Annotated in this window: 9 protein-coding genes; 5 read left to right on the forward strand and 4 right to left on the reverse strand. The window is 65.9% G+C overall.

Translation table 11 applies throughout. The features are described 5' to 3' along the window. Positions 1-94 precede the first annotated feature (94 nt). From ACIO3S_RS07540 to ACIO3S_RS07550, 3 genes are all read left to right on the forward strand, one after another. Positions 95-1,474: an acyl-CoA dehydrogenase family protein gene (locus ACIO3S_RS07540; protein ID WP_400461148.1), complete on the forward strand. Its 1,380-nt coding sequence runs from the start codon at positions 95-97 to the stop codon at positions 1,472-1,474. A 14-nt stretch (positions 1,475-1,488) separates the two neighbouring features. Then, positions 1,489-2,475: an NADPH:quinone oxidoreductase family protein gene (locus ACIO3S_RS07545; protein WP_400461151.1), complete on the forward strand. Its 987-nt coding sequence runs from the start codon at positions 1,489-1,491 to the stop codon at positions 2,473-2,475. 95 nt (positions 2,476-2,570) lie between these two features. Then, the gene (locus ACIO3S_RS07550; protein ID WP_400461154.1) at positions 2,571-3,146 is read left to right on the forward strand and encodes a TetR/AcrR family transcriptional regulator; all 576 of its coding nucleotides are present in this window, start codon (positions 2,571-2,573) and stop codon (positions 3,144-3,146) included. A gap of 246 nt (positions 3,147-3,392) precedes the next feature. Here ACIO3S_RS07550 and ACIO3S_RS07555 read toward each other — a convergent pair whose 3' ends face one another. From ACIO3S_RS07555 to ACIO3S_RS07565, 3 genes are read right to left on the reverse strand one after another with little or no spacing between them, the layout of a single operon-like run. Beyond that, complete coding sequence (locus tag ACIO3S_RS07555; protein WP_400461156.1) at positions 3,393-3,776, reverse strand: RidA family protein; 384 nt, start codon at positions 3,774-3,776, stop codon at positions 3,393-3,395. 44 nt (positions 3,777-3,820) lie between these two features. Next, positions 3,821-5,311 carry a carboxylesterase/lipase family protein gene (locus ACIO3S_RS07560; protein WP_400461159.1) on the reverse strand — a complete coding sequence of 497 codons (1,491 nt, stop codon included), beginning with the start codon at positions 5,309-5,311 and terminating at the stop codon, positions 3,821-3,823. A 21-nt stretch (positions 5,312-5,332) separates the two neighbouring features. Beyond that, a complete protein-coding gene (locus ACIO3S_RS07565; RefSeq protein WP_400461162.1) occupies positions 5,333-6,247 on the reverse strand; it encodes an MBL fold metallo-hydrolase in 915 nt (304 codons plus the stop codon). 172 nt (positions 6,248-6,419) lie between these two features. Here ACIO3S_RS07565 and ACIO3S_RS07570 point away from each other — a divergent pair, with 172 nt between their 5' ends. Beyond that, positions 6,420-9,194 carry an AAA family ATPase gene (locus ACIO3S_RS07570; protein ID WP_400461165.1) on the forward strand — a complete coding sequence of 925 codons (2,775 nt, stop codon included), beginning with the start codon at positions 6,420-6,422 and terminating at the stop codon, positions 9,192-9,194. Between the two features lie 18 nt (positions 9,195-9,212). On the opposite strand, the gene ACIO3S_RS07575 is transcribed toward ACIO3S_RS07570, so the two are convergent. After that, positions 9,213-9,896: a GntR family transcriptional regulator gene (locus ACIO3S_RS07575; protein ID WP_400461168.1), complete on the reverse strand. Its 684-nt coding sequence runs from the start codon at positions 9,894-9,896 to the stop codon at positions 9,213-9,215. 172 nt (positions 9,897-10,068) lie between these two features. Here ACIO3S_RS07575 and ACIO3S_RS07580 point away from each other — a divergent pair, with 172 nt between their 5' ends. After that, positions 10,069-11,367, forward strand: coding sequence for an FAD-dependent oxidoreductase (locus tag ACIO3S_RS07580; RefSeq protein ID WP_400461171.1), 1,299 nt, complete (start codon positions 10,069-10,071; stop codon positions 11,365-11,367). The last annotated feature ends 37 nt before the right edge of the window (positions 11,368-11,404 follow it).

The raw sequence follows: 11,404 nt of genomic DNA on the forward strand, positions 1-11,404 counted from the left end.
AGCGGCTCCTGATCGGTCGAATTAATGAAGTAATGACTCATGAGTATAGGGTTTGGCGTAGCATGGATCAAAGACCCCGAGCTGAGGAGATCCTTTGACTACTCCCGAGACGTCGCCAGATGGTTTCGCTGATTCAGGCGTCGATCTGCGCCAGACCGCTCGCAGCCGAGAGCTCCAGCGGCACCTAAACGAGTTCATGGACGAGCACGTCTATCCGGCTGAGCGCGCAGTGCACCAAGAGATCGAGCGACTGGGGCCGTGGTCGGTCTACCCGACGATCATCGAGCTGCGCCGCAAGGCCAAGAGTGCTGGACTATGGAATCTCTTCCTGCCGGCAGGCCCTGAGGTAGACGGGTTGACGAACGTGGAGTACGCCCCGCTGGCGGAGGTGATGGGGCGGGTGCTGTTCGGGGCCGAGGTGTTCAACTGCGCGGCCCCAGATTCTGGAAACATGGAGGTGCTGCACAAGTACGGGACACCAGAGCAGAAGGCGAGATGGTTGTCGCCTCTGTTGGAGGGAACAAGCCGCTCAGCCTTCGCCATGACTGAGCCCGATGTGCCCTCCTCGGACGCGACCGCGATCTCTTGCTCGATCGTTCGCGACGGCGATGAGTACGTGATCAATGGACGTAAGTGGTTCACCAGCGGCGCAACCCATCCGCAATGCGACGTCATCATCTTGATGGGGAGGACGGATCCTGACGCCGATCGCCACCGGCAGCAGAGCATGGTTCTCGTACCGCGCGATGCGGCAGGCGTTCACGTCGCTCGGACTCTGCCGGTGCTGGGCTCGTATCTCGATCGGGCGTGTGAGGTCTGGTTCGATGACGTTCGCGTTCCGGTCGCGAACATGTTGCTTGGGGAAGGGCGCGGGTTCGAGATCGCACAGGGCCGCCTTGGGCCGGGCCGCATGCACCACTGCATGCGGTTGATCGGTCTCAGTGAACGAGTCCTCGAGCGCATGTGCCGCCGAGTTGAGGGAAGGACGACCTTCGGGCGCGCCGTGTCGGCGCAGTCCGTGACACTGGAGAGGATCGCCGAGGCCAGGATCCGTATCGAGCAGGCTCGGCTGTTGACCATGAAGGCGTCCTGGATGATGGACACAGTTGGAAACTCTGCTGCGAGGCAGGAGATCGCGATGATCAAGGTTGCCGCGCCTGCGGTGGCGCAACAGGTTGTCGACTGGGCGATTCAGGCGTTTGGGGGAGCAGGGACGACCAACGACTTCCTCTTGAGTCCGATGTATGCCAACGCGCGGGCGATGAGACTGCTGGACGGTCCAGACGAAGTGCATCGGAACCAGATCGGACGTATCGAACTCGATCGGCAACGCGCGAACTTCGGCGTACATGCGTCGGCCGATGCGCTGGATCGTGACGAGGCGATCGCGATGTCTGAGAATGGGCTGTGGCCCCGGCCTGCTGAGTGGCCAGCTGAGCCCCAGGGTGTGGTCGCGGCGGAGAGGGGGCGCTGATCGTGCGTGCCCTGATGTCTGTCGTGCAGGGTGGCCCAGAGACGTTGGAGTGGGTTGACATCTCACCGCCTGCGGTTAGTCAGGGCGAGGTACGTGTTTCGGTTCGCGCGGTGGGACTGAACGCGACCGACCTCCTCATGATGCGGGACCTCTATCAAGACAAGGTCGCCCGCCCGTACTCGCCAGGAGGCGAGATCGCCGGCATGGTGGAGGAGGTGGGTGACGGCGTCGAAGATCTCGCCGTCGGCGACCGAGTCGTTGCGATACTCGGCTCAGGCGGACTGCGCGAGGAGGTGTCGCTGCGGTCGTCGGACGCGATCGTCATTCCCGACGGAGTCTCATACGAGGAAGCGTCCGTCCTGCCGATCGCGTATGCGAGTGCCCTTCACGCGCTCAAGGACCGAGCCCATCTGGCCGCCGGCGAGCGCGTTCTCGTCCTCGGAGCGAGCGCCGGAATCGGCCTGGCGAGCGTGCAGATCGCGACACGAATGGGCGCGGAGGTCGTGGCCGCCTGCTCCACCGCCGAAAAGGTGGAGGTTGCGATGGCTGGAGGGGCCGTTCGGGGTGTTGCATACGGCGGGGGATCCCAGCAACCCGAGCGACGCGAGCTTCGCCGCTTATTCCTGGACGCCGTCGGTGTCGATGGTGCGGATGTCGTCGTGGATCCCGTAAGCGGCAGCCTCGCTGATCCAGCTGCTCGCGCGATGCGGACGGGCGGCCGGTTCGTCCTGGTCGGCTTTGCCGGGGGAGTGGGGACCCTGCCGAACAACGTCATCTTGGTCAAGCGCGCCGAGATCGTGGGTTCTGCGCTCGGCGAGCACCTGAAGGACCATCCGGCGCACCTGCGAGCGCTTATCGGTCAGCTCTTCGAGTGGTGTGTGGAGGGAACGTTGAGACCAAGCATCACCTCCGTGATACCACTGTCCGAGGCCGTCAGCGGACTTAACTTGCTCGATCGTCGTGCGATTACTGGGAAGGTTGTCGTGCGGTTCGGTGAATGAATCCGTGATTGGTTCGCATTGCTGCTGCTCCAGATGAGAGGACCCTTGACGTGGCTCGTGGGCCGTACAAGAGAAACCCGGAAAGAATCTCGAAGATGCGCCAGCGCATCGTCGAGAGCGCTGCTCAGATCATCGGCGAACGCGGCTATGCAGAAGCTTCGATTGCGCGGATCGTCGAAGAGGTCGGCATCTCCCAAGGTACGTTCTACCGATATTTCGAGACTCGCCAGGATCTGTTCGACGTCGTCCTGCCGACGTACGCCGAACGGATGTTGGAGTTCATCCAGAAGCACGTCGAGGTGGATGCTGTCGGGCTTGAGCGTGAGATGCAACGGATGCAGGCGTTCCTTGACTTTGTCGCAGATCATCCTTGGTTCGCTCGCGTCGTTGATGAAGCGAATGTTCAGGCGCCGGCGGCGAATGCGGCCTACTTCGACCGAGTGGTCGCCGGGTACGTAAGGACCCTCAAGCGAGCAGTTGAACGGGGCGAGATCCAGGGCTATGAGCCTGACGAGCTGGAAGGCATCGCCATTGCGCTCCTTGCTGCCCGCAGCTACTACGCGAAGGTGTATCTCTCGAGCATGGGCCGAGCTGGTGAATCATCTCGAGCGACGGTGCTCAAGGGGTACCGAGCGTTCATCGAGCGGGCGCTCTTCATGCCGCCACGTTGACCTGGGCCCTTCACCGAAGTAACGCGAGCGGCGGCGACCCCACCCCTCGAGGACGTGCCAGTAGGCGCGGGGATGGGGTCTGGCGCCTGAAATACGCACATCTGTTCCAACAGCTTCGTCGGTGGGACCTCGGGCTGGCGCCAGCCTTCGACAGGCGAGAAACGATCCTGCCCTCAAGCGAGAAGAGGCCCGGTGGACGGTCCGGTCGGGGCCTGAGCGGAGTGGTTCCGGCTTGCCGCCCTCGAGTCAGTCGTCCAGCACCGCCAGGGCGTCGGCTTCGACCAGGATTCCCTCAGGAAGCGGCATGTAGACGGTGGTGCGGGCTGGGGGCGGCTCACCGATTGCCACAGCGTACGCACCGTTCATCTCGGCGAGGTGAGCGGGATCGGTGAGGTAGACGCGGAGCATGACGAGGTCCTCCATGGCCGCTCCGCCCGCCTTGAGTACTGCGGTGAGGTTGCGCATGGTCTGGGTGGTCTGCTCTGCGACCGTGGTGCCGACGACCTCGCCTGTGTCGGGGTCGAGTGGGAGCTGTCCGGAGACCTGCACGATTGGGCCCTTGCGGATCCCTTGGGACAGTGGTGCCGCCAGGGCAGGTGCGTTCTCGGTGGTGATGACGTTTCGAGTCATGGTGTTGTCCTTGGAGGAGGTATACAAAGGGGATGTACGAGGGATCAGGTCCAGGCCTGACGTTCCTGGCCGCGTGGGTCGCTGACCTGGGTCCATTCGACGTCGATGCGCATCGTTGCTCGGCGCTCGGTGTCGTATGGGGCCCAGCCGGGGTCGCCGGTCCTGGCGAAGCGGACCCAGACGTCGTGCATGCGGGCGGCGAGCTCCGCCGGCGGCTCGTCGGGGCCGAGCAGGGCATTGGCACCCTGCAACTGGGGTAGCTGGGCGAGGTCGAAGACGAAGGGGAGCTCCACCGCGTGTGTGGCGCCGAGGTCTCCGTCTAGGGCATGGGACCGCCAAGCGAATTCGTAGTTGAAGGTGGCGGACTCGGAGTGTGTGGCGTGTGCGTCGGCGAGCGCCCAACTGCCAGCGCCGAACAGTGCGTCGCCCATGATGGCGGAGCGCAACTCGGCGAACGACGCCTCCGGGCGCGCCTTCTGGTACGTCTCGATGAGCTGTGCCGGGTCTGGGTGCGCACGGGCTGCCGTGCTGTCGACGTCGTCGGCGGTCGAGCTAGCGTAGTTGCCCACCGGAACCAAGTAGAGGTTGCCCTCCTCGGTGTTGGTGCCGATGAGTAGGTCGACCTCGGCGCTGAGGCCTCCGGCGACGGATTCGGCAGGCTGCGTGTCGAGGACCAGGCTGAAGGGGCTGAGACCGATCAGAGGGTCGTGATGCGTCTCGGTCTGCAGGTCGATCCCTGCGAGCCGGGAGGCGACCTCGACGAGGCGCTCGTCGGAGATCTCTGCGAAAGCGTCGACGTGGGGCTCGACGCCTAGGGCATCGGCCGCGGCCTTGGTGACACGGGCGGCCTGTTCGGTCGTGAACGCCCCCAGGCCGCTGCCGCTCTGGACGATCGCCCGGCGGAAGAGGCCCGTGGCTTGGGGGGTGGCGAGGACGCCACCGACGATGGTGGCCCCGGCAGACTGGCCGAAGAGGGTGACATTCTGTGGGTCGCCGCCGAAGGCTGCGATGTTCTCCCGAACCCAGCCAAGCGCGGCGACAACGTCGAGCAAACCGCGGTTGGCGGACGCACCGGGGAGGTCGAGGAACCCAGCGATGCCGAGCCGATAGTTGAGGGTGACCAGGACGACGCCGTCGCGCGCAAAGGCGGAGCCGTCGTACAACGCGGACCGCGTCGATCCGGCGACGAACCCGCCGCCGTGGACGAATACCATCACGGGCAGGTCGCTTCCCTCCGATGTGGGCGTCCAGACGTTAACGGTGAGGTAGTCCGCGCCGCGGCTCCAACCGGAGCCGAAGTAGGAAGACATGTCCACGGTTCCGAGCTTGCGCTCGGACTGCGGCGCGTTGGGGCCAGGCTCGGTAGCGTCCCGCACGCCGTCCCAGGGTTCGTGCGGCCGCGGCGGCGCGAATCGGCCGGCACCCAGAGGAGGGGCTGCGTAGGGGATGTTTAGGAATGCGGTGAAGCGATCCGCACGGCGCCCGCGGACGGCTCCCTGGGCGGTGGTCACGACGGAGTCCGGGTGATGGTTCACGGAGATGCCTTTCGGTGGGGTTCAGCCCTGCTCGGAGTAAGGGGCGAAAGGGGCCCAGCCCTTGGTGGCGAACTTGCTTCCGTCGCGTACCACCTCGACGGCGCCGTGACCGCCCAGATGTGCCGGGATCACGAGTGCGTTGTTGTCGGCCGCCCAGCCCAGAAGCTTGTGACGGGTGGCGCGAGCGCCGGCGGGGTCCTCACAAAAACAGCTGTTGGTGTCCGGCTCCAAAATCTGTACCGGGCTGTGCAGCAGGTCGCCGACGAACACAGCGCGGTCTGAACCCGAGGCGAGGGTCAGTACGGAGGAGCCGGGGGTATGCCCGGGGGCCGCGTCCAGGCGCAGGTCTGCGGTGATCTGGTAGTTGTTCTCCCACAGCTGTGTCTGGCCGGCCGCGTGCACCGGAGCCACGCTGTCTTCGAAGACGTTCTGGTTACCGCGGCCGAGCAGCGGCTTGTGGCCGTTCTCGGGATTCCAGAAGTCGAAGTCGTCCTTTGACATCAGATAAGTGGCGTTGGGGAAGGTAGGAACCCAGTGCCGCCCGTCCAAGTATGTGTTCCAGCCAACATGATCAACGTGGAGATGCGTGTTGATCACGATGTCTACGTCCTCGGGCGCGACGCCGGCCCGGGCAAGATTTGCCAGGAAGTCGGTCTCGAGATGACTCCAGACCGGTGAGTACGGGCGCTCCTTGTGATTGCCTACCCCTGTGTCGACGAGGATGGTCTTCCCCTCGCTGCGCAGCAGCCACGTCTGGATCGCGCTGTTCACGATGTTGGTCTCGGGATCCAGGAAGAACGGCGTCAGCCAAGAGGCCCCGTCGTCCCAGACCTCCTTGGGAATTTCCGGGAAGAAGGTATCCGGCGTCATCTCAACGGGTCCGTAGTATTCCCAGACCCGAGTGATCGTGACGTCGCCGAGGTTGATCTGTTCCATGAGACATCCTTGGTAGATCGGAGGCTTTCCAGGAACCGTATGTACGCCCGTGGTGCGCGCGGTATCCGTCAGGTGACTGCACCTGCACACGCCGTCGGACCGGCCGCTAGTAATCTTGGATGGACCGACGTAACGCGACTCCGATCGCGGGCAGACAATCCCTGGAGAAACTATGAACGTGCACACGGGCGACCCGGGTGCCGTCACGAGAGCGGATGGGGACCCGGGGGAGTTGATCATCGGCCGGGACACGGAGCTGGCACGCCTGTTTGACGCGGTGGACTCGGCAGCCGACCCGATTCTGGTGCTCATCGGAGACGTGGGAACCGGGAAGAGCACCTTGCTGGAGCACGTGGCGCGTAGGGCCGCTATGAGCGACGTCCGCGTCCTGCGCGCGGAGGGTAGCGAGTCGGAGTCAAGTCTTGCGTTCTCTGCGCTGCATCAGCTGCTGAGGCCGGTTCTGGCTCAGGTGGATGGGCTGCCGGAGAGGCAGCGTGCGGCGCTGCACCATGCCTTCGGCATGGGGACAACCTCGTCTGAACCCGACCTCATGATGATCGGGGTCGCCGTCTTGAGCCTGCTCTCTGCGCTGGGCGAGCAGAGTCCCGTACTCGTGGTGGTCGACGACGCGCAATGGTGCGACCGCGCTTCCCTGAACAGCCTGTCTTTCGCGGCCAGACGGTTGGCAGGGGAGCCGATCACGGTGCTGGTCGCGGCTCGCTTCGGCGAACACCTCCCCGGATTCGACCGTCGCGAACCGACCCTCACCCTGAGCCCGCTCGACCGCCCTGCTGCCAGCCGGCTGCTGGATCTGCAGCCGACCCGCCCAGCCGGTCGGACGAGGGCGCAGATCCTCGATCAGGCAGGCGGCAACCCATTGGCGCTGACGGAGATGGCGAGGTCGGCTGCTGCACACGATCCACGGCCGCCGGCCGTGGGTCCGCTCCGGCTCACCGATCACCTCGAGCGGATCTTCGCTACCCGCCTCGACGACCTGCCGACCTCCACCAGGCGGGCCCTGCTGCTCCTGGCAGCCGTGGACACGGTCGACTGCGCGATCGCGGTCCCGGCTGTCGTACCGGTCGCGGAGGATGCTGCGTGGTTGCCCGCCGAGCAGGCCGGGCTGGTCCGGCGGGTCGGCCGGGAGGTCAGATTCCGTCACCCGCTGGTCCGGTCCGCTGTGTATCACGCTGCGTCCTCAGACGCCCGAGGTGAGGTCCACCTTGTGCTCGCCGACGCCCTGCTGGACGAGCCAGATCGGCGAGCTTGGCACCTCGCCGCTGCGGCCACGCGCCCGGACGCCGCCGTATCGGCGGAGCTCGAGCAGACCGCCGACAGGGCTCGTCGACGTGGCGGTCATGCTGCCGCGGCCAAGGCTCTGGAGCGTGCCGCCGAACTCGCGCCGGGGTCCGACGACAGCGCCCGGCTGCTGGTCGAGGCCGCAACTGCTGCCGCGCTCACCGGTGACATCGGCTGGGTGGAGGAACTGGCCGCCGCGGCACGAGCGCGTACCGATGACCCGTCGCTCCTGGCCCGGGCCGCCGTGCAGGTCGGGCGGCTGGCGGCGCTGACCGTGCGCCACTCCGTGGTCTCCTCGCGACTGACCGACGCCACCGAGCAGATGGCTTTCACACAGCCTGCGACCGCGCTGCACCTGCTGGCCGACGCCGCGGTGGTCGGCTTCTACACCGGAGATGACGTCCAGCGGCTCCGCATCCGGGACCTGCTGCGGGGCATTCCCGAGGACGCGTCAGACGCATGGTTGCGCACGTGGGTTCGGGCCGTGGCAGACCCCTTCGACAACAGGGCAGCGCATCTCTCCCTGCTCCGGCAGGTGGCAGCCGAGGCGGAACGCCGTCCCGACCGGCTCACCTCTCTGGCGATCATGGCGTGGCTGCTGGACGAGACCCCTCAGGCTGTCCGCGCCTTCGACGAAGCGTTCGACCGCTGGGGGTCCAGCGGGCCGCTGCCGGAGGGCTTGGGCGGAGCGGCCGCATGGAGCTATGTGGAACAAGGAAGGTGGGGACGGGCCAGGGAGGCGTGTGCTCGCAGCAGCGCGGTCGCGTCGTCCGTCGGCCTGGACCATGCGGTGGCGTGCGCGGCCGCTGTGGACGCCACCGTGCTGGCCTACCAGGGCGACGCAGCTGCGGCCCGCGCCCGGGCCGACGAAGCGCTGGCCCTCATCGATCCGTTGGAGAGTCGCTCCGTGTTCGTCTATGCCCGTCGTGCGCTCGGCGCCGCGGCAATGGTGGATGGCGCGTACGAGGCGGCGTACGACCAACTCCGCATGGTCTTCACATCGGATGGCGCCCCTGTGCACTATCACGCCTCCTACCCGGCCCTGGCAGACCTAGCAGCTGCCGCTATGCGCAGCGGGCGGCACGAAGAGGCCCTAGCGATCGTCGATCATTCCGCCCACGCGCTCGCCGACAACGCCTCACCCCGATTGCGTGCATTGATCAGTCGGGCTCGTGGTCTGTTGGCAAATTCAGAGGACGCCGAGCCGCACTACCGGGCGGCGTTGGCGGACCCGGTGCTGGAACAATGGCCGTTCGAACGCGCCCAGACGCTGCTCGATCTGGCCGAATGGCTGCGACGCCGTCGCCGCATCGCGGAGGCCCGTGTGCCGCTTACCGAGTCCCTCGAGATCTTCCGGCGCCTGGGTGCTCGCCCGTGGATTGAGCGAGCTCGAGCCGAGTCGCGCGCCGCCGGCCTCGATCTCACGGCCTCGACCCCCGACGCGTTGGCCGAACTCTCCCCGCAACAGCAGCAGATCATCAGATTCGCCGCCCGCGGGCTGACCAACCGCGAGATTGGTGAGAAGCTCTTTCTCTCCCCGCGCACGGTCAGCTCGCACCTCTATCGAAGTTTCCCCAAGCTGGGTATCACCGCCCGCTCTCAGTTGCGCGATCTCATCGAGGACACGCTCGCGGCCGCCGAACGTTAAGAACGGGCGTACGAGGATTCACGCGCTCCGGTCCTCCCGGAAGCGCGAACGCGGGCGCTTGAGCGTCGCGTAGGTGAACTCGACAAGGTAGTCGTTCAAAGCCAGGGATGCCTTCGATGCTCTGTCGGGATCCCCGTCGCCGATAGGACGGAGCACGTTGTCGTGAAGCTCTGCGGCGAGGCTCAGCTCGGCCGCGGGATCGCGGAGCTGCCCGAACCAGAAGCGTCGGGACAGACCTTGGAGCGGGGCCATGGCCATCAGCAGATACTCGTTGCCCGCGGCACGCACTGTGACCCGGTGGGCTCGTTTGAGGTAATCGCCGAACGCCTTGAGGTCGGCGCCCTCGAACTGAATGAATCTGTCGGCCAATTCGTACATCTCGGCGCGCTGGTCGGGGTCCGCGCGCTGCGCGGCGAGACGGACCGCCAGCTCCTCGACCGGGCGTCGAAGCTCGAGCAACTTGAACTGTGCCTCCACGGTGATCGGCGACACGAACACGCCTCTGCTGGGGTGAATCTCAACCATGCCCTCGCGCGCGAGCCGTTGGAGCGCTTCCCGGACCGGGGTCCGCCCGAGATCGGTGACCTGCATGAGACGTGACTCCGACAACATCGCGCCTGGTGGCAACTCCTGGAACGTAATCATCTCCTCGAGCTGGTTGTATGCCCGATCGGCCTTGTTAGGCCTCTCCTGTTCCGTCATGGACGCGCCCTTCCTTGAGGATTCCCGCTCCGACTTCGTCTTCGCCGTCTCATTGTGCCCATTGTGACGGTTGACACTTTACCCCACGCCGGTCTACAACGGATACATGACCAATATATCGGTTCCTTCGTGGGAACTAGTGCCCAGTCACTCGCAGGATTGGGACCTTCCGGTGCTGGCCGAGGTCGACGTGCTTGTCGTCGGTGGCGGTGCAGCGGGGGTTGCCGCCGCCACAGTTGCGGCCGAGGCAGGCCTTCGGGTGGTGCTGGTGGAGAAGTACGGCTTCTGCGGCGGTGCTGCGGTGGCCGGCATGTCCGGGACGGTGTGCGGGCTGTATCTGGCATCGGAGGCCTCTGATGGGCCGAGGCAGGTAGTGTTCGGCTTCGCCGACAGGTTCTGTCGCGGCCTGGATGAGCGCGGCGGGCTGAGCGATCCGCAGCGGTATGGAAAGACGTGGACCGTTGCTCACGATCCGCTGGTCTGGCGTGAGGTCGCCGACCAGATGCTGGAGGCCGCGGGCGTTCAGGTGCTTCTGCACACGACCGTCGTCGGGGTCCTTCTCGAAGGCGAGGCGCACGCCGGAGTGGTGGTCGAGTCCAGTGCTGGTCGCGCGACGATCCGCGCCTCTCGCACCATCGATGCCTCGGGCGACGGGGCCGTGGCTGCCCGTGGTGGTCACGAGTATCTGTTCGGCAACGACGGCGTGATTCAGAACCCCACGATGTTCTTCCGGATTGGAAACGTCGACATCGACCGATTCTGGGACTTCTACGGCCAGGACACCATTTGTCCTCCCGCGGTCACCGAGGCTATCCATGCGGCACGCGACGAGGGGTTGGATCTGCCTCGCGACAAGATCTGGATCTTTCGCACCCCCCGTCCCGGCGAGCTGATGGTCAACGCCACTCGGTTGTCGGGACGGGACGGACGAGCGCTAAACGTCATCGATCCAGCCGACTTCACCGAGGCTGAGATCGTCGGTCGACGCCAGGTGCGTGAGTACGCCCGGTTCCTCCAGCAGCACGTCCCCGGCTGCGAGGCCAGCCACGTGGTCGACACCGGGGTGGAGGCGGGCATTCGGCAGACCCGAACCATCGTAGGGACGAAAACGCTGCGCAACTCCGACGTGGTCGAGGCCCGCAAGTTCCCCGACGGCATCGCCCGCTCGCCGTGGCCGATCGAGCTGCACAGCGGCAGCCGACCCAAGCTCGAGTGGTTGCTCGACGACGTCTATGAGGTGCCATATCTGACCCTGGTCCCCGCGACGGGGGAGAACCTGATCGTTGCCGGACGGTGCCTGAGCGCCGAGCACGAGGCGCTGGCCTCGGCTCGGGTGACTGCTCAGTGTTTCGAGTACGGGCACGCGGCCGCCGTCGCCTCAGTGCTCTCCCTGACCAGCCAGATGCCATACCGCGACATCCCCGGAGCCGACGTCCGTGCGGCCATGACGAAGAACGGAAGTGCACTATGACCAAGCTGCGGAGCGACTTCGAGCCAGGGACCACCCG

It is taken from the genome of Nocardioides sp. NPDC087217, assembly GCF_044744805.1.
In the GTDB taxonomy this organism is placed as follows: Bacteria; Actinomycetota; Actinomycetes; order Propionibacteriales; family Nocardioidaceae; genus Nocardioides.

Coding starts and splice junctions, on each gene's coding strand:
- ACIO3S_RS07545 (WP_400461151.1), top strand. CDS start 1,489: ATGTCTGTCGTGCAGGGTGGCCCAGAGACGTTGGAGTGGGTTGACATC.
- ACIO3S_RS07550 (WP_400461154.1), top strand. CDS start 2,571: ATGCGCCAGCGCATCGTCGAGAGCGCTGCTCAGATCATCGGCGAACGC.
- ACIO3S_RS07555 (WP_400461156.1), bottom strand. CDS start 3,776: ATGACTCGAAACGTCATCACCACCGAGAACGCACCTGCCCTGGCGGCA.
- ACIO3S_RS07565 (WP_400461162.1), bottom strand. CDS start 6,247: ATGGAACAGATCAACCTCGGCGACGTCACGATCACTCGGGTCTGGGAA.
- ACIO3S_RS07570 (WP_400461165.1), top strand. CDS start 6,420: ATGAACGTGCACACGGGCGACCCGGGTGCCGTCACGAGAGCGGATGGG.
- ACIO3S_RS07575 (WP_400461168.1), bottom strand. CDS start 9,896: ATGACGGAACAGGAGAGGCCTAACAAGGCCGATCGGGCATACAACCAG.